Annotated in this window: 13 protein-coding genes; 8 read left to right on the forward strand and 5 right to left on the reverse strand. The window is 70.1% G+C overall.

Annotated features, from left to right (window positions below; translation table 11 throughout):
- Positions 1-4: 4 nt before the first annotated feature.
- Positions 5-1,225, reverse strand: coding sequence for an MFS transporter (locus E5P3_RS14295; RefSeq protein ID WP_162586589.1), 1,221 nt, complete (start codon positions 1,223-1,225; stop codon positions 5-7).
- Between the two features lie 154 nt (positions 1,226-1,379).
- On the opposite strand from E5P3_RS14295, the gene E5P3_RS14300 reads away from it, so the two are divergent.
- Positions 1,380-3,356: a DNA topoisomerase IV subunit B gene (locus E5P3_RS14300; RefSeq protein ID WP_162586590.1), complete on the forward strand. Its 1,977-nt coding sequence runs from the start codon at positions 1,380-1,382 to the stop codon at positions 3,354-3,356.
- A 12-nt stretch (positions 3,357-3,368) separates the two neighbouring features.
- On the opposite strand, the gene E5P3_RS14305 is transcribed toward E5P3_RS14300, so the two are convergent.
- Both E5P3_RS14305 and E5P3_RS14310 read right to left on the reverse strand, forming a co-directional pair.
- Positions 3,369-3,938 (reverse strand): ferritin-like domain-containing protein, encoded by a 570-nt coding sequence (locus E5P3_RS14305; protein WP_162586591.1) that lies wholly within the window; start codon positions 3,936-3,938, stop codon positions 3,369-3,371.
- 22 nt (positions 3,939-3,960) lie between these two features.
- Positions 3,961-4,677, reverse strand: a complete 717-nt coding sequence (locus E5P3_RS14310; protein ID WP_162586592.1) for an RNA polymerase sigma factor — start codon at positions 4,675-4,677, stop codon at positions 3,961-3,963.
- Positions 4,678-4,769: 92 nt separating this feature from the next.
- Here E5P3_RS14310 and E5P3_RS14315 point away from each other — a divergent pair, with 92 nt between their 5' ends.
- The 5 genes from E5P3_RS14315 to E5P3_RS14335 all read left to right on the forward strand — a co-directional run bounded on the left by E5P3_RS14315 (position 4,770) and on the right by E5P3_RS14335 (position 10,328).
- The gene (locus tag E5P3_RS14315) at positions 4,770-5,693 is read left to right on the forward strand and encodes a lytic transglycosylase domain-containing protein (RefSeq protein WP_162586593.1); all 924 of its coding nucleotides are present in this window, start codon (positions 4,770-4,772) and stop codon (positions 5,691-5,693) included.
- Positions 5,694-5,703: 10 nt separating this feature from the next.
- Positions 5,704-6,807, forward strand: a complete 1,104-nt coding sequence (locus E5P3_RS14320; protein WP_162586594.1) for a Kelch repeat-containing protein — start codon at positions 5,704-5,706, stop codon at positions 6,805-6,807.
- A gap of 185 nt (positions 6,808-6,992) precedes the next feature.
- The gene (locus tag E5P3_RS14325) at positions 6,993-7,697 is read left to right on the forward strand and encodes a sulfite exporter TauE/SafE family protein (RefSeq protein WP_162589688.1); all 705 of its coding nucleotides are present in this window, start codon (positions 6,993-6,995) and stop codon (positions 7,695-7,697) included.
- A 51-nt stretch (positions 7,698-7,748) separates the two neighbouring features.
- The gene (gene parC / locus E5P3_RS14330; RefSeq protein ID WP_162586595.1) at positions 7,749-10,133 is read left to right on the forward strand and encodes a DNA topoisomerase IV subunit A; all 2,385 of its coding nucleotides are present in this window, start codon (positions 7,749-7,751) and stop codon (positions 10,131-10,133) included.
- A 12-nt stretch (positions 10,134-10,145) separates the two neighbouring features.
- Entirely contained in the window at positions 10,146-10,328 is a 183-nt protein-coding gene (locus tag E5P3_RS14335; protein WP_162586596.1) for a hypothetical protein, read from the forward strand.
- A 9-nt stretch (positions 10,329-10,337) separates the two neighbouring features.
- On the opposite strand, the gene E5P3_RS14340 is transcribed toward E5P3_RS14335, so the two are convergent.
- Positions 10,338-11,432 (reverse strand): MBL fold metallo-hydrolase, encoded by a 1,095-nt coding sequence (locus E5P3_RS14340; protein ID WP_162586597.1) that lies wholly within the window; start codon positions 11,430-11,432, stop codon positions 10,338-10,340.
- A gap of 130 nt (positions 11,433-11,562) precedes the next feature.
- Between E5P3_RS14340 and E5P3_RS14345 the strand changes: the two genes are divergently transcribed.
- Positions 11,563-15,120 carry a patatin-like phospholipase family protein gene (locus E5P3_RS14345; protein WP_197893966.1) on the forward strand — a complete coding sequence of 1,186 codons (3,558 nt, stop codon included), beginning with the start codon at positions 11,563-11,565 and terminating at the stop codon, positions 15,118-15,120.
- Between the two features lie 40 nt (positions 15,121-15,160).
- Positions 15,161-16,024, forward strand: a complete 864-nt coding sequence (locus E5P3_RS14350) for a GDSL-type esterase/lipase family protein (RefSeq protein WP_162586598.1) — start codon at positions 15,161-15,163, stop codon at positions 16,022-16,024.
- Here the strand turns inward: E5P3_RS14350 and E5P3_RS14355 are convergent.
- Positions 15,967-17,217, reverse strand: coding sequence for an acetate/propionate family kinase (locus E5P3_RS14355; RefSeq protein WP_162586599.1), 1,251 nt, complete (start codon positions 17,215-17,217; stop codon positions 15,967-15,969). The genes E5P3_RS14350 and E5P3_RS14355 overlap by 58 nt on opposite strands.
- Positions 17,218-17,235 lie beyond the last annotated feature (18 nt).

Genomic DNA, 17,235 nt, shown 5'->3' on the forward strand with positions numbered 1-17,235 from the left:
AGGTTCAGGCCGGCTGAGGGGCCGGCCGGCGCACGATCGCGCCTTCCTTGACCGGCAGGTTGACCAGCGCTGCGGCTACGCCCAGCGCGATCGCGAGATACCAGACGATGCTGTAGCTGCCGGTGCTGTCGTAGAGATAGCCGCCGAGCCAGACGCCGAGGAAGGAGCCGACCTGGTGGCTCAGGAACACGAAGCCGCCCAGCATCGAGAGATGCGCCACGCCGAAGATCTGTGCCACGATGCCGCTGGTGAGCGGCACGGTCGACAGCCACAGGAACCCCATCACGCTCGCGAAGACGTACACCGACAGGGGCGTGATGGGCGCCGCCAGGAAGACCGCGATGGTCGCAGCACGGCTGAAGTAAATCGCGGCCAGCAGCTTGCGCTTGGGGAGCCGTGCCCCGAGCGAGCCGGCGACATAGGTGCCGAACACATTGAACAGGCCGACGAGCGCCAGCGCATAGCTTGCCACTTCGGGCGAGAGCCCCTTGTCGCGCAGGTAGCTCGGCATGTGCACACCGATGAAGGCCAGCTGGAAGCCGCAGACGAAATACCCCGCCATCAAGAGCACGAAGCTGGGGTACTTGAAGGCCTCACCCACGGCCTGGAGGATGGTCTGGTCGCGATGGGCGACGGCGGCGTGTCCGAAGCGTGGCTCTCGCAGGCCGAAGGCGAGTGGCACGATCAGCAGCACCATGACCGCCAGCACCAGCAGGGCCGTATGCCAACCGAAGCCCGCGATCAGTTGCCCCTCCACCGGGACCATCAGGAACTGGCCGAAGGAGCCCGCCGCGGCCGCAACGCCCATGGCCCACGATCGCCGCTCGACCGGGATCTGCCGGCCGATCACGCCGTAGATCACGGCGTAGGTGGTGCCGGCCTGCGCCGCGCCGATCAGCACGCCGGCGGTCAGCGCGAAGATGAGCGGCGTGGGCGACAGCGCCATGCCCGCCAGGCCGACGGCGTAGAGGACGGCGCCCGCCACCAGCACGCGGAAGGCGCCCAGCTTGTCGGCCAGCATGCCGGCGAAGACGCCGATCACGCCCCAGGCCAGGTTCTGGATGGCGAGCGCCAGCGAGAAGCCCTGGCGCGACCAGCCCTGCTCCTGCGTGATCGGCTGGAGCCACAGCCCGAAGCCGTGGCGGATCCCCATCGAGAGGGTGACGATCATCGCGCCGCAGAACAGGACCTGCTTGAGCGAGAGCGGCTGGGATTGACCGTGCATCCGGCGACTGTATCCAAAAGAGAAAGGCTGCATCGGCCGCGGCCGCGACACGGATTGTTGATATTTTCGGGCGGCGTTGATGCGCCCGGCGCATCGGCGTCGCTCTGTATGTCCATCCAGGTTTTCGGGAAGCCCACGCATACAATCCGCCCCCATGGCGACTCTCCCCAAGACTCCCCCGGCCTATTCCGAAGGCTCCATCCGCGTCCTCAAGGGCCTCGAGCCCGTCAAGCAGCGGCCGGGCATGTACACCCGCACCGACAACCCGCTGCACATCATCCAGGAAGTGCTGGACAACGCGGCCGACGAAGCGCTGGCCGGCTACGGCAAGAAGATCAAGGTCACGCTGCACACCGACGCCTCGGTCAGCGTCGAGGACGACGGCCGCGGCATCCCCTTCGGCCTGCATCCCGAAGAGAAGGCGCCCGTGATCGAGCTGGTCTACACCCGGCTGCACGCGGGCGGCAAGTTCGACAAGGGCGCGGGCGGCGCCTACAGCTTCTCGGGCGGCCTGCACGGGGTCGGCGTGTCGGTGACCAATGCGCTGTCGAAGCGGCTCGAGGTCCAGTCCTTTCGCGAAGGCTCGGCCGCGCGAATCGTGTTTGCCGCCGGCGATGTGGTCGAGCCGCTCCAGGTTCGTCCAATTGAAACCGGCGAGCGCCGCCAGGGCACCACGGTGCGCGCCTGGCCCGACCCCAAGTACTTCGAATCCGGCACGCTGCCGGTCAACGAGCTGACCCATCTGCTGCGCAGCAAGGCGGTGCTGATGCCCGGCGTGACCGTCACGCTGGTGGTCGAGAAGACCAAGGAGACCCAGCAGTGGCTCTACAAGGGCGGGCTGCGCGACTACCTGATGCAGACGCTCAACGCCGACCCGGTGATCCCGCTGTTCGAAGGCGCCGGCCATGCCGACAAGAACGCCGACAACTTTGCCGAAGGCGAGGGCGCCGAGTGGTGCGTGGCCTTCACCGAGGACGGCCAGCCGGTGCGCGAGAGCTACGTCAACCTGATCCCCACCAGCGCCGGAGGCACCCACGAGAGCGGCTTGCGCGACGGCCTGTTCAACGCGGTCAAGAGCTTCGTCGACTTGCACTCGCTCCTGCCCAAGGGCGTGAAGCTGCTGCCGGAGGACGTGTTCGCGCGCGCGTCGTACGTGCTCTCGGCGAAGGTGCTGGACCCGCAGTTCCAGGGCCAGATCAAGGAGCGGCTCAACTCGCGCGATGCGGTGCGGCTGGTCTCCAGCTTCGTGCGCCCGGCGCTGGAGCTGTGGCTCAACCAGCACGTCGACTACGGCAGGAAGCTCGCCGAGCTGGCCATCAAGGCCGCGCAGACCCGCCAGCGCGCCGGGCAGAAGGTCGAGAAGCGCAAGGGCTCGGGCGTGGCGGTGCTGCCGGGCAAGCTGACCGATTGCGAGAGCAAGGACATCGCCCACAACGAGGTCTTCCTGGTCGAAGGCGATTCGGCCGGCGGCAGCGCCAAGATGGGCCGCGACAAGGAAAGCCAGGCGATCCTGCCGCTGCGCGGCAAGGTGCTCAACACCTGGGAGGTGGAGCGCGACCGCCTGTTCGCCAACACCGAGATCCACGACATCTCGGTCGCCATCGGGGTCGACCCGCACGGTCCGGAAGACTCGCCCGACCTCTCCGGCCTGCGCTACGGCAAGATCTGCATCCTCTCGGACGCCGACGTCGACGGCTCGCACATCCAGGTGCTGCTGCTCACGCTCTTCTTCCGGCACTTCCCCAAGCTCATCGACACCGGCCATGTCTACGTGGCCAAGCCGCCGCTGTTTCGCGTCGATGCGCCGGCGCGCGGCAAGAAGCCGGCGTCCAAGGTCTACGCGCTCGACGAGGGCGAGCTCACCGCCATTCTCGACAAGCTGCGCAAGGACGGCGTGCGCGAGAACGCCTGGAGCATCAGCCGCTTCAAGGGCCTGGGCGAGATGAGCGCCGAGCAGCTGTGGGAGACCACGCTCAACCCCGACACCCGCCGCCTGCTGCAGGTGCGCCTGGGTCGCTTCGACCTCCTGGGCACGCAGGGCGAGATCACCAAGCTGATGGGCAAGGGCGAGGCCGCCGCGCGGCGCGAGCTCATGGAGCTGCGCGCCGACGACGTCGAAGTCGACGTCTGAAGGCCCGCGCCTTCAGGACATGAAGGCGCCGGGCACGGGCGCCTCGCCGAGCGCGTTGCGCAGCACCGCCCAGTGCATTGCCTCGTCGCCGAGGATGCTGGCCGCGGCCTTGGCCAGCGCGCGGTCGTCGAACAGCGGCACCGCGCCCAGGTAGGCGCTGACCGCGCCTTGCTCCAGCTTGGCGGCAAAGCGCAGCACATCGGCCTGCGACTTCAGCTGCGCGGTCGGGAAGTCGTACTTCGCCTTGGCGCCCACGGCCTTGCCGCCGAGCTTCTCGACCGTCGCCGCGAGCAGCGCGGCATGGGCCCGGTGATGGCCCTGGAAGGTCAGGGCCAGGTCGAGCACGGGCTTGTCGAGCAGCTTGCTCTCGGCCCCGACCTGGTAGGCCGCGATGGCCTCGAACTCCGAGCCGAGCGCGGTATTCAGGATCTGCGCATCGCTTGCCGCGTCGCCGCCGGCCTGGGCCGCCAGCGTGTCGTTGCCCGCCAGCAGCGCGACGGCGGCACCCGACAGCAGCAGGCCCGAGCGGCCGAGGAAGTAGCGTCGCGCGGCGACGGGCGTGGGCATCCGGAAAAAGGACATGAGAGTCTCCTGTGAAGTGGGATCAGGCGGGTGGGCGCGCTTGCGCATCGGTGATGAGGGCCATCACGCGCGCGACGATCTCGTCGCAGCGCGCGCCGGCAAAAGTGAAGGCGTCGCCGATCGCGACGTCGATCTCGCGCGACAGGGCTTCGCGCAGCAGGCCCCGCGCCCGGAAGAAGCGCGAGCGCACCGTGGCTTCGGGGATGCCGAGCGCGGCGGCCACTTCCTCGATGCTCAGGTCCTCGACCGCGCGCAGCACGAAGACCGTACGGAACACCTCGGGCAGCGCGTCGATGCCCGCCTCGATCAGCTTGCGCGTCTCGCCGCGCATCGCGCGGTGTTCCGGCTGTTCGTCAGGGTCTGCCTGCATCCACGTGCCCTCCGGGGTTTCGCCTGCCTCCACGGCCGTATCGAAGGGGATGACCTGGGCGCTCCCGCGCTGCCGCAGGCGTCCCAGGGCTTCGTTGGCCACGATGCGCACCAGCCAGGTCGAGAGCCGGGCCTCGGCGCGAAAGGAGCCGAGCGCGCGCCACGCGCGCAGGTAGGCGTCCTGCAAGGCGTCCTGTGCGTCGTCGTCGTTCTTCAGGATGCTGCGGCCGGTGCGAAAGAGCAGCCGGTTGTGGCGCCGCATGATGAGCTGGAAGGCGAGGGCGTCGCCTTGCGCGGCTCGCGTGGCGAGCTCGGTATCGGTCGGCGGCGAGTGGCCGTCCGCGTCGTGGATGCGTTCGAGGGGGGGCATGGTGTTTTCGTCGTGTTGCCCATTGGATGGACGGGGACGCAATCCTGTTCCCAAACGTAAATCGGCAGGCATGGACGACAATCCGCCCGGCGATGAAATTCCGACATGCTCCCGGCCGCTGGTGGCGGCTCCCGCTCCTGCTGCTCGCACTGTGGTCATGGCAGCCGCTCGTGCACGCGTCCGACATCTTCGGCTACGTCGACGACAAGGGCGTGGCCCACTTCGCCTCCGAGAAGGTCGACGAGCGCTACCAGCTCTTCTTCCGCGGCGGCCAGGCCTTCGATACTGCCCAGGGCATCGGCCCGCTGGCGCGCGGTCGGGCGGGCCGCATCGATGGCAAGGTGCCCCGCGCGTCGCAATCGCTGCTCGCGCTGTTCGAGGCCTCGCCCAACTACAAGCCCGCACAGAAGGCGCTGCGCGAAGCGGCGCGGCGCCATGACATCGACTACGAACTGCTGCAGGCGCTGGTCGCCACCGAGTCCGGCTTCGATGCGCAGGCCGTCTCGCCCAAGGGCGCACGCGGCCTGATGCAGCTGATGCCGGCGACCGCGCAGCGCTACGGCGTCGGCGCCGACAAGCGCGGCTCGATCGAGAAGAAGCTCTTCGATCCGCACATCAACATCGCGGCCGGCGCGCGCTACTTGCGCGACCTGATCGCGATGTTCCCCGGCGATATCGAGCTCGCGCTGGCGGCCTACAACGCGGGCGAGGGCGCGGTGCAGCGCGCGGGCAACAAGATCCCGAACTACCGCGAGACGCAGAACTACGTGAAGACGGTGCTGCAGCTCTATGCGTACCTCAAGCCCTCGGCGGCTGCCGGCCGGGGCAACGCGCCGGGCCGCGTGCGCATGGAGCTGGCGGCACCGCGCGGCGGTGCGCTGGGTCGCGGGAACATGCCCTCGCCATCGGGTGCGATGCCGATGTTGCCGGACCTCGCCGAGGCACAGCAAACGGCCGAGGTGGACGCGAGTGCCGCGGCGCTGAAGCTGTCGGATCGAATCTCGACAAAGCCGTAGAAGCCCCGCGATGCAGCGCCGACGACTGGTCCTCGCGAGCGCGGCCATGGCCCTCGGGGGCGCTGCACGTGCGCAGTCGCTGCCCCCCGCGCCATCCTCGCCCGAACCCTTCGCGCGCCTGCAGGGCGGCGTTCCGCACCACATGACCCCCGAGCAGGAGGCGCAGCGCGTCACCGACAGCCCGGCGCCGGCCGGTGCGCCCGGCCGCTGGCTGGTGCGCGCGGCGCTGCCGATCCCGCGCAGCGAAATGGCCTGGGCCACCGCGACGCAGGGCCGGATGCACGTGGTGGGTGGCTACGGGGAGGGCGCCGTCAACCGCGACTACCACCACATCTACGACCCGGCCAGCGACCGTTGGTTGTCAGGCGCGCCCCTGCCGCGCGGCGCCAACCACGTGGCGGTGGCGTCGGAAGGCGGGCGCGTGTGGGCCCTTGGCGGCTTCACCGAACAGAACCGGCGCTCCGACGACAAGGCCTTCGTCTACGACACCGCTGCCGATCGCTGGACCGCCATCGCGCCGCTGCCGCGTCCGCGCGGCGCGGCGGCGGCGGTGGTGCTCGACGGCATGCTGCATTTGATCGGCGGCGCCTCCGAGCCGGCTGCCGAGCGCGCCAGCGTAGGCTGGCACGAGGTCTACGACACGCGGGCCGATCGCTGGTCCGCGCGCAAGCCCTTGCCGGCTGCGCGCGACCACGTCGGCTGCGTCGCGCACAACGGGCAGATCCACGTGATCGGCGGCCGCTTCAACACCTTCGAATACAACACCGAGCTGCACCATGTCTACCTACCGGCGCGCGACACGTGGGAGTTGCGTGCCCCGCTGCCGACCGCACGCTCGGGCCACGGGCTCGTTGTCTATCGCGAACGCCTCTACGCGATGGGCGGCGAGGGCGGCTTCCTCGTCGGCGGCGTGCCGCGCCAGGCCAAGGTTTTCGGCCAGATGGAAAGCTACGACCCGCGCTCGGACCAGTGGCAGCGCCACGCGCCCATGCCGACGCCGCGCCACGCCGTGGGCGCGGCCGTGATCGGCGACTGGATCTACGTTGCGGGCGGTGGCGCCGTGCTCGGCGGCAGCGTGCAGTCGGCGGTGCACGAGGCCTTCACGCTGGGCTGAGGCTCAGGCAGGCCCTGAGGCCGGGTCTGCGACTTCCGCATTTCCGGCCGCCGTCCCTTTCGGGAGACTGGGCGCATGCCCAAGTCTTTTTCCCCCACCAAGTCCCTCTGTCGCAGCCGGAGGCGCGTGTGAGCGCGCCAGCCCCGGAAGGCGCCGCCGTCTGGGTGGCCGTCGCCGCGATCTTCATGCTGGCCGGTGCGGTCAAGGGCGTCATCGGGCTCGGACTCCCGACGCTGTCGATGGCGCTGCTGGCGGTGTGGATGTCGCCGGCCGCTGCCGCGGCGCTGCTGATCGTTCCCTCGCTGGTCACCAACGTGTGGCAGTTGCAGCCCTGGCGCGGCCTGGGCAGCCTCGCGCGCCGGCTCGGCGGCATGCAGCTGGGCATCGTCGCCGGCACCTTGCTGGGGGCCTGGCTGTTCGGCGCGCCGGACGGCGCAGGCGCAAGGGTGGCGCTCGGCGTCGCACTCGTCGCGTATGCCGCGTGGCTGCTGCTGGCGCCACCGCTCGCGCTCGATGCACGGCACGAGCCATGGCTGGGGCCGCTGGTGGGGGCGATCACGGGTGGGATCACGGCGCTGACCGGCGTGTTCGTACTGCCCGCGGTGGTCTACCTGCAGTCCTTGTCGCTGTCGCGCGACGCGCTGATCCAGGCGATGGGACTCTCGTTCACCACCTCGACCCTCGCGCTCGCCCTGGCGCTGGCCGGCCGCGCCAGCTATTCGACGCCGCTGTTCGGCGCGTCGCTGGCGATGCTGCTGCCGGCGCTGGCGGGGATGGCCTTCGGCCAGTGGCTTCGCGTGCGCATGCCGCTGCCGGTGTTCAGGCGGTGCTTCCTTGCCGGGCTGGCGCTGCTGGGGGGCTACATGGTCGCACGGGAGCTGATCCGATGAGGGGGCGGGCACGGCCACTACACTTGCCGCTCTCACAAAGTCTCTCTCGCAATGGATTCCCAACCGCCCCTCGATTTTCAGAACCCCGAAGAGGACGGGGCCCTCACACTGGCCGATTACGCGCAGACCGCCTACCTCGAATACGCGCTTTCGGTCGTCAAGGGCCGCGCGCTGCCTGACGTCAGCGACGGCCAGAAGCCGGTGCAGCGGCGCATCCTCTACTCCATGTCGCGCATGGGCCTCGGCTTCGGCGGCGCCAACGGCACCGTGGGCGCCAAGCCGGTCAAGAGCGCCCGTGTGGTCGGCGACGTGCTGGGCCGCTTCCATCCGCATGGCGACCAGGCCGCGTACGACGCGCTGGTGCGCATGGCGCAGGACTTCTCGCAGCGCTACCCGCTGGTCGACGGCCAGGGCAACTTCGGCAGCCGCGACGGCGACGGCGCCGCGGCCATGCGCTACACCGAGGCGCGGCTGTCGCGCATCACCAGCCTGCTGCTCGACGAAATCGACGAGGGCACGGTCGACTTCATCCCCAACTACGACGGCTCGACCGAGGAGCCGCGCCTGCTGCCCGCGCGGCTGCCCTTCACGCTGCTCAACGGCGCCAGCGGCATCGCCGTCGGCCTCGCCACCGAGATCCCGAGCCACAACCTGCGCGAGATCGCGGACGCCTGCGTGGCGCTGATCAAGTCCAACGGCAAGTTCTCCGACGAGGAGCTGTTCGCGCTGGTGCCCGGCCCCGACTACCCCGGCGGCGCGCAGATCATCAGCGGGCCGGCCGAGATCGCCGAGGCCTACCGCACCGGCCGCGGCTCGCTCAAGGTGCGCGCGCGCTGGAAGATCGAGGAGCTCGCGCGCGGCCAGTGGCAACTGGTGGTCAACGAGCTGCCCCCCGGCGTCAGCACGCAGAAGGTGCTGGAGGAAATCGAGGAGCTCACCAACCCCAAGGTCCGCGCCGGCAAGAAGGCGCTCACGGCCGAGCAGACCCAGCTCAAGGCGGCCGTGCTCGCGGTGCTCGATGTGGTGCGCGACGAGTCCAGCAAGGACGCGCCGGTGCGCCTGGTGTTCGAGCCCAAGACCTCGCGCATCAGCCAGGAGGAGTTCATCACCACGCTGCTGGCGCAGACATCGCTGGAGAACTCCGCGCCCATCAATCTCACGATGGTGGGCATCGACGGCAAGCCGACGCAGAAGTCGCTGCGCCAGATGCTCAACGAGTGGATCGCCTTCCGCGAGATCACCGTAGAGCGCCGCTCGCGGCACCGGCTCGGCAAGGTGCAGGACCGCATCCACATCCTCGAGGGCCGGCAGCTGGTGCTGCTCAACATCGACGAGGTGATCGCGATCATCCGCGCCGCGGAGGACCCGAAGGCTGCGCTGATCGCGCGCTTCGACCTCAGCGAGCGGCAGGCCGAGGACATCCTCGAGATCCGGCTGCGCCAGCTGGCGCGTCTGGAGGCCATCAAGATCGAGCAGGAGCTCAAGGGCCTGCGCGAGGAGCAGAAGAAGCTCGAGGACATCCTCGCCAGCCCGGCCGCGCTGCGCCGCCTGCTGGTGAAGGAGATCGAGGCCGACGCAAAGAGCTTCGAGGACCCTCGCCGCACGCTGATCCAGGCCGAGAAGCGCGCCGTGGCCGAGGTGCGCGTGGTCGACGAGCCGGTGACGGTGATCGTCTCGCAGAAGGGCTGGGTGCGCACGCAGAAGGGCTGGGCCAGCGAGCGCGCCGCGGGCGCCGCAGCACCCGAGTACAGCTTCAAGTCCGGCGATGCGCTCTACGGCGCCTTCGAGTGCCGCTCGGTCGACACGCTGCTGGTCTTCGGCACCGCCAAGGACAAGAGCGTGCGCGTCTACAGCGTGGCCGTGGCATCGTTGCCCGGCGGGCGCGGCGACGGCCAGCCGGTCACCACGCTGATCGACCTCGAGAGCGGCACGCATGTCGCGCACTACTTCGCGGGCCCGTCCGGCGCGGCGCTGCTGCTGTCGAGCACCGGCGGCTACGGCTTCATCGCCTCGGTCGAGAACATGATCTCGCGGCAGCGCGGCGGCAAGGCCTTCATCGACGTGGGCGAGGGCGAGCAGCTGTGCCGGCCCTCGCTGGTGGGAGGCGCGAGCGGCGCGGAGCCGATGCCGCCGGCGACCCACGTGGCCTGTGCCTCGACGGGCGGGCGCATCCTGACCTTCGAGATCCTCGAGATGAAGGCGCTGCCCAAGGGTGGCCGCGGGCTCACGCTGATCGACCTCGACGCCAAGGACACGCTGGCGGGCGCCGCGGCCTACACGCGCAGCGTGAAGATCGAGGGCATCGGCCGCGGCGGCAAGGAGCGCGAGGAGACGCTGGAGATCCGCACCCTCAACAACGCCCGCGGCAGCCGCGCGCGCAAGGGCAAGGCGGCCGACCTGGGCTTCAAGCCCAGCAGTGTCGTGCGCGTGCTCTGAGGAAGACTGCACATGGATTTCGGGCCGATCGGTCTCTTCGTCCTCGTCGTGACCAGCGCTGCGAGCTTCCTGCTTGCGCGCTGGCTGTCGAAGCGGCGGCGTGATTCGAAGCGCGAGCGCGAGCGGCGCAGCGAGGAGGCCTCGCAAAGCCGCCAGGTGCGGCGGGCGCGTGAGCGCAGGCGGCAGCGCCGCTGAGCGCCTTGCCTACTTGAGGCCCTCCCACCACAGCGCATTGCTCCGCGGCCGCCCGATCGTCAGCACCTCCCCGATCACCGGCGTCGCCAGATCGATGTTCTTCGCCAGAGCCAGCTTCGCGATGCGGTCCAGCGGATCGCGCCAGGTGTGGAAGGCGAGGTCGAAGGTGCTGTTGTGCACGACGTACAGCACCTTGCCGCGGAGATCCTCGAAGGCGCGCACGCTCTCTTCGGGCGTCATGTGCACCGAGGGCCAGTAGGCGTCGTAGGCGCCGTTCTCCATCAACGCCAGGTCGAAGCCGCCGAATCGCTCGCCGATCTGGCGGAAGCCCGAGAAGTAGCCCGAGTCGCCGCTGTAGAAGATGCGCTTGCCGCCACTCTCGACGATCCACGAAGCCCACAGCGTCTTGTTGCGGTCGTTGAGCGTGCGGCCCGAGAAATGCTGCGCCGGCGCGGCCGTGAGCCGCACGTCGTCGTGCTCGGCGGCCTGCCACCAGTCGAACTCGGCCACGCGCTCGGGCGGCACGCCCATCTCCAGCAGCCGGGCACGCACGCCCAGTGGGACGAAGTAGCGCTGCACGCGCTGCGCCAGGTACTCGATGGTCGGGACGTCGAGGTGGTCGTAGTGGTCGTGCGAGAGGATCAGGCCCTCGATGGGCGGCAGCTGCTCGAGCCGCAGCGGCGGCTTGTGGAAGCGCTTCGGCCCGATGAACGAGAAGGGCGAGGCGCGATCGCCGAAGACCGGATCGATCAGCCAGTACTTGCCCCGCAGCTTGAGCAGGTGCGAGGAATGGCCGAGGCGGATCACGTGGTTGGCGTCGCGGTCCAGCGCTTCGAGCTGCGCTGCGTCCAGTGCCTGCACGGGGATGGGATCGACCGGCACCGTCCCCGTCTTGGTGCCGGCAAGAAAGCGAGACCAGATCTTCCACGAGCTGGCCGAGGGGAGGGCCTGCGGGTTCGGCAGGTTCTGGAAGCTGCAGTCCTTGAACTGCGGGGAAGTCGCGTATTGCGTTTCGCAGGCGCTGCTCGCGGTGCTGGCGCAGCCGGCGACCAGGCCCAAGGCCGTGGCCAGGATGAGGCTCTTGCAGAGGAGGGCGGTGGTCATCGGCGCCTTGGATGGACGGAGGGCACTTGCGGCGAGGGCCGAGCTTACCTGCGATCCGGCATAGACCATTCGCGGCATTGCCGCCCCCTGCCAAGCATGAAATATTCCAAGCGGAACGACGAGGAGCCGCATGGACGAAGCGATCCGGAAGCTGGTCACGGCGCGCCGCGAGGCGCTCTCGGGCGCCGACGACGGCCGGCGGCCGTGGGGCCTGGCGCTGTCGGGCGGTGGCATCCGCAGCGCGACCTTCTGCCTGGGCCTACTCAAGTCGCTGGCCGCGCGCCGGCAGTTGCTCGAGTTCGACCTGGTCTCCACCGTCTCGGGCGGCGGCTATGTCGGCGCCACGCTGGGGCGGCTGTGCTCCAACGCGAAATCGGCCGACGAGGTGCGCGAGATCGAGCGTGCCTTCGGCGACGTCGACCGCGCGCGCTTCGGCTGGTGGCTGCGCGGCAACGGCCGCTACCTGATTCCGGGCGGCTTGCGCGACACCCTGTTCGCGGGCGCGCTCTACCTGCGCAACCTGCTGGGCACGCACATCGAGATCGCGATCGCCGCCAGCCTGATCGGCATGGTGCTGGCTGCCATCAACCTGCTGCTGTGGGACTCGGTGTTCCGCGCGGTCGATCTCAACAGCGTGCCGCCCGATTCCGTGGTCGGCGTCAGCGACCTCGGCAGCGTGCATTCGCTGCGCCTGCTGGTCCAGTGGGCGACGCAATGGCCCACGTTGTGGTTCACGCTGGTGGGGCCCTTCCTCGCCTCGATCGTGCTGGCCTGCGCCTACTGGTCGGTGCGCGACAGGAAGTCCATAGGCTCGATGTTGCTGCAGGTGGCGATGTGGTGCGCGCTCGCCGCCGGCGCCTGCTGGGTCGGCCCGCAACTGGTGCGCCACTACAGCGGCCCGCTGTGGCTCGCCCCGGCCTTCGTGGGCTTCGCGCTGTGCTGGGTGCTGGCGCTGCTGTGGGTGCTGTGGCGCAGCCAGAAGCGCTCGCCGGCGCAGCTGCGCAACGAACTGACCGACGGGCTCGCCTCGGTGATCAACACCGCGCTGCTGATCGTGATGCTGGGCCTGCTCGACCGCGTCGGCTGGTGGATCGCGGCCGAGAGCCAGGACCTGCGCGCTTCCTACGGCGCTGCCCTGCTGCTGGTGGCGGCGGCGCTGCGCGGCGTGCTGCCGATGCTGCTGTCGCAGAAGCAGCAGGCACCCGGCATCGGCAAGACGCTGATGCTCAGCCTCGCCAGCCTGGCAGGCCTGCTGCTGGCCTTCTGCCTCGCGGCCTGGTGGGTGGGCGTGGTGTATGCGGCCACGCTGCTGCCGGTGTTCACGCCGGCCGGTCTGGACTTCTCGCGCGGCTGGGTCTGGCTGGGCACCATCTTCGTCATCGTCTTCAGCTATGCGCTGGTGACGGGGCGCAACTTCGGCTTCCTCAACGTCTCCTCGCTGCACATGTTCTACAAGGCGCGGATCGTGCGCGGCTATCTCGGCGCGGCCAATGCGCGGCGCCTGGGCGCGAGCCCGACCGAGCAGGTCTCGGGGCTGGAGCCGCCGCAGGTGCCGGTGGGGGAGGTCGACCCGGAGGACGACGTTTCCCAACTGCGCTACGCGCCGCATCTGCACGGCGGGCCGGTGCACCTGGCCAACGTGTGCATCAACCAGACCCACGACACCAAGCAGAAGCTCTTCAACCGCGATCGGCGCAGCCTGCCGCTCACCGTCGGTCCGCAGGGCTGGATGCAGGCCGGCGGCGCCGGATGGGCGCAGGCGCACGGCGACGGTGCGCTCACCCTGGGCGCATGGACCGCGATCTCGGGCGCCGCCTTCGCGCCCGGCCTCGGCCGCCTGACCAAGCGCGGCATTGCGGCACTGTCGGTCTTCGCGGGCCTGCGCCTGGGCTACTGGTGGAACAGCGCCGAGGCCGGCGTCGTGCAGAGCGGCGCCGCGGTGCATGGCAGCCCGCTGCTGATGAAGACGCGCTTCATGCTGCTCGAATGCTTCGGCATCTTTCCCGGCAGCAGTTCCGCCAACTGGTACCTGAGCGACGGCGGCCACTTCGAGAACACCGGCGCCTACGCGCTGCTGCGCCAGGAGGCCGCGCTGATCGTGATCGCCGATTGCGGTGCCGATCCGGACTACCGCTTCTGCGACCTCGAGATCCTGATCCGCCGCGCACGCATCGACCTCAACGCCGAGATCACCTTCATGAAGCCGCGGCCCGGCGCCGACTGGGCGCACCTGGGCGCCTTCGGTTCGCTCAACGACCTGGCCTCGACCCACAGCCAGGCCTGCCTGGCGCTGGCGCAGGTGCGCTACGCCAGCGGCGCGACCGGGCAGATCGTGCTGGTCAAGCCCAATGTGTCGGCCGCGCTGCCGGTGGACCTGGTGAACTTCAAGGCCGCCAACCCGCTGTTCCCGCAGCAGCCCACCACCGACCAGTTCTTCGACGAGGCGCAATGGGAGAGCTATTTCCGCCTCGGCGCCGAGATCGGCACCCGACTGGAAGGCGAGATGCTGGCGCAGGTGGCGAAGGGCGCCCCCGGCATGTTCGTGCCGGACGACGGCCAGCAGCAGGCAGTCGCGAAGGCCGTCGTGCAGGGCGATGGCGAGTCGACGGACAAGGACAGCGCCACTGCCGCCGCCGTGGGCTCGATGAGCCGCCTCCAGGCGCGCGTGATGCGGGCGGGCGCGGTCACTGCGTCGGTGGGCATCGGCACCGCCGCGACCTTCGCGGTCGCGGCCTGGCAGGGCATCGACAGCTGGCGCGCGCAGCGTGCCGAGACCGAGAAGGCCGAGAACAGCTCCTTCCAGGAACTGACCGAGCGCTGGGCCCGCCTGCAGGCGAGCGCATCGGGCGGTGCTTCCGCGCAACTGGCGGCCGAGCTGCTGCGCACCGGCGACCTGCTGTGTCGCAATGGCCGCGACAACTTCATGGCCAAGTTTCGGCTCTCGGTGCGCATCGTGGACGACGCGAAGCAGGCCTGCGCCAAGGACGCCCCCGACCAGCGCGCGCCGGCCTGCACGCGTCTGCTCGATGCCGGCAACGGCATCGACTGCCTGCAGCCTGCGCAGGCGCCGCCCTGCGCGCCTCGCTACTGGGCGCGCGACTACACCGGCCAGGTCGGCTCCATGCAGAACTGCAGCGGCATCCTGCCCGCGCCCTGGCCCGCGGTGGTGTGGCTGCGCGACCGCATCCAGGACCTGGGCCTGGGCGAGGTGCAGGTGGCGACGGGCCCGTCGCCTGCGGCGACCCCGGCAGCGCCGTCCTATCCGGGGCCAATGCCTGGTACAGGCGTCGAGCCGTCCGACGGGATCAAGGCGCCGCCGCCGCCGCCACCCCCGGCCGATGTCTGTGCCGGCACGGTGGTCTACATCCAGCTCTACGGCCCCGCGCTGCGTGACAAGGCGCGCAGCTGGCGCGGCCCCTGGCGCACGCTGGGCGCCTCGGTGCCGCCCATCGAGGACGTGCTGAGCACCTCGCGCCGGGCCGGACGCTCGCCGCCGGTGGGCCATCCGGAGCCCACCGTGATCATCCGCGACGAAAAGACCCGCCCCTGCGCCGAGGCCCTCATCCAGACCGCCGCCTCGCCCACCGGCCAGCCCTGGGCGATCAAGCTGCGGCCGCAGGCCGGCGCCGAGACGAAGAACAACATCGAAGTGTGGCTGCCGCGCACCGGCGGGCCGCTGGCGAACTGAAGAAGGTTCGAGTGCTCGTCCCCGCACAAGGAGAAGAACCATGGCAACCCTCGGCAAGCCCGTCGTGATCGTGCGGCCGGAGCAGCTCGGCTTCGGCGAGCGCAGCGTGAGCCCCTCGGACTTCGGCTGGCACATGCTGGCCGAAGGAGACTCGTGGTTCTCCTTTGGCGCGCTCCTGGGCAACAACCTGCTCAACCGGCTGGCCTTCACGCGCAGCACGCTGGTCACGAACACGGCGCGCCCGAGCGATACGCTGGCCCACGTGGTCGAGTGGTGGCGCGACCCGGCCTTCGCGACCCTGATCGCGGGCGGCCGGCGTGGCCGGCAGGGTTGGGCCTTCGATGCGATCCTGCTGAGCGGCGGCGGCAACGACCTGATCGATGCGATCAGCGATCGCCTGGTCGACCAGCAGCTGTTGCGTCGGCTGCCTCCCCGCAGTGACCCCGCTTCGCCCGCGGACTGCATTCATCCCGAAGCCTGGGCAGCCTTCGAGGCCTACCTGCGCACCAACTTCGCGATGGTGTCGCAGCTGGCCGCCGGGAGTGCGCAGAACGCCGACACGCCGATCTTCGTCCACACCTACGATTACCCCACGCCCAACGATGCGCCCGCCGCGCCGGGCCGCGGGCCATGGCTGCTGCCGGCCCTGGAGGCGCACCGTATTCCCGAGCCGATGCACCAGGCCTTGGCCGATCACTTGATCGAGCGCCTCGCCGGCGTGGTGCGCACGCTGGGCCACGCGAACGTGCATGTGATCGACACCCTCGGCACGCTGACCCGCGCGGCCGCCGGCGCCAACGGCGACAGCAACGATTGGCTCAACGAGATCCACCCCAACTCGCAGGGCTACGGCAAGCTGGCGTCGGTATGGCGCGCTGCGATCGAGGACGTGATCGCTCCCTGAGCACCTACACGGATCACGCGCAGCGCGTGGCGGGCGATCATGGCCTCCTCGTCGGTCGCGATCACCCAGGCGCTGACCGGCGAGCCTAGGGCCGAGACCATGCGGTCCTGGCGCCCCTCGGGCTGCGCGTCGCGATCGAATGCGATGCCGAGCCAGCCCAGCCCCGCCAGCACTTCGGCGCGCACCCGGGCCGAGTTCTCGCCGATGCCGCCGGTGAAGACCAGGGCATCGATGCCGCCCAGCGACGCCGCGAGCGCACCGGCCTCGCGCCGGATGCGGGCGCAGAAATACGCGATCGCCTCGCCGGCGTGCGGATCCGCCGAATCCTCCAGCTCGCGCATGTCGTGCGAGATGCCCGACAGGCCCTTGAGCCCCGACTCCTTGTAGAGAAGATCGGACAGCCGCGCCGCGTCGTAGCCGTGCGTTTCGATCAGGTGCAGCAGCACGCCCGGGTCGATCGCGCCGCAGCGCGTGCCCATAGGCAGGCCGTCGAGCGCGCTGAAGCCCATCGTCGTGTCGATCGATCGCCCGCCGCGCAGCGCGCACATCGAGGCGCCGTTGCCGAGGTGCGCGACGATCACGCGCCCCGCGGCCTCGCGCGGCGCCAGTTCGGCCAGGCGCCCCGCGATGTACTCATAGGAAAGGCCATGGAAGCCGTAGCGGCGGATGCCCGCGTCGAAGTAGTCGCGCGGCAGCGCGTACGCATCTGCCAGGAAGCCGCCGCCGCGGTGGAAGGCGGTGTCGAAGCAGGCCACCTGCGGCACGCGGGGGAAGGCGCGGCGTGTGGTCTCGATGCCGGCGATGTTGCTCGGCAGGTGCAGCGGCGCCAGCGGTATCAGGGCGTGCAGCGTCGCCAGCACTGCATCGTCGATCAGGGTCGCGGTACTGAAGCGGGAGCCACCATGCACCACCCGGTGGCCGATGGCCGCGAAGCGCAGCTGCGGGAACTCGGCCTGCACCAGCTCGAGGATCGCGGCGAGGGCGTCGCCATCGTTGCGCAGCTTGTCCGCGGGCAGGGCTGCGTCATGCAGCACGCGGCCGTCCGCGGCCTTCGCCTTGAGCCGCGCGTCGCCGCCGAGCCCATCGACCTGGCCCGAGGTCGTCCGTTGCAGCAATCCGTCATCGCCGATCGAGAACAGCGCGAACTTGATCGACGAGGAGCCGGCGTTGAAGGTGATGATGTGGTCGGACATGAATCCGGGTCGCAGGTC

It is taken from the genome of Variovorax sp. RA8, from assembly GCF_901827175.1.
Taxonomy (GTDB): domain Bacteria; phylum Pseudomonadota; class Gammaproteobacteria; order Burkholderiales; family Burkholderiaceae_C; genus Variovorax.

Coding starts and splice junctions, on each gene's coding strand:
- E5P3_RS14335 (WP_162586596.1), top strand. CDS start 10,146: ATGGATTTCGGGCCGATCGGTCTCTTCGTCCTCGTCGTGACCAGCGCT.
- E5P3_RS14320 (WP_162586594.1), top strand. CDS start 5,704: ATGCAGCGCCGACGACTGGTCCTCGCGAGCGCGGCCATGGCCCTCGGG.
- parC (WP_162586595.1), top strand. CDS start 7,749: ATGGATTCCCAACCGCCCCTCGATTTTCAGAACCCCGAAGAGGACGGG.
- E5P3_RS14310 (WP_162586592.1), bottom strand. CDS start 4,677: ATGCCCCCCCTCGAACGCATCCACGACGCGGACGGCCACTCGCCGCCG.
- E5P3_RS14355 (WP_162586599.1), bottom strand. CDS start 17,217: ATGTCCGACCACATCATCACCTTCAACGCCGGCTCCTCGTCGATCAAG.
- E5P3_RS14300 (WP_162586590.1), top strand. CDS start 1,380: ATGGCGACTCTCCCCAAGACTCCCCCGGCCTATTCCGAAGGCTCCATC.
- E5P3_RS14305 (WP_162586591.1), bottom strand. CDS start 3,938: ATGTCCTTTTTCCGGATGCCCACGCCCGTCGCCGCGCGACGCTACTTC.
- E5P3_RS14315 (WP_162586593.1), top strand. CDS start 4,770: ATGAAATTCCGACATGCTCCCGGCCGCTGGTGGCGGCTCCCGCTCCTG.
- E5P3_RS14325 (WP_162589688.1), top strand. CDS start 6,993: ATGCTGGCCGGTGCGGTCAAGGGCGTCATCGGGCTCGGACTCCCGACG.
- E5P3_RS14350 (WP_162586598.1), top strand. CDS start 15,161: ATGGCAACCCTCGGCAAGCCCGTCGTGATCGTGCGGCCGGAGCAGCTC.
- E5P3_RS14295 (WP_162586589.1), bottom strand. CDS start 1,225: ATGCACGGTCAATCCCAGCCGCTCTCGCTCAAGCAGGTCCTGTTCTGC.
- E5P3_RS14345 (WP_197893966.1), top strand. CDS start 11,563: ATGGACGAAGCGATCCGGAAGCTGGTCACGGCGCGCCGCGAGGCGCTC.
- E5P3_RS14340 (WP_162586597.1), bottom strand. CDS start 11,432: ATGACCACCGCCCTCCTCTGCAAGAGCCTCATCCTGGCCACGGCCTTG.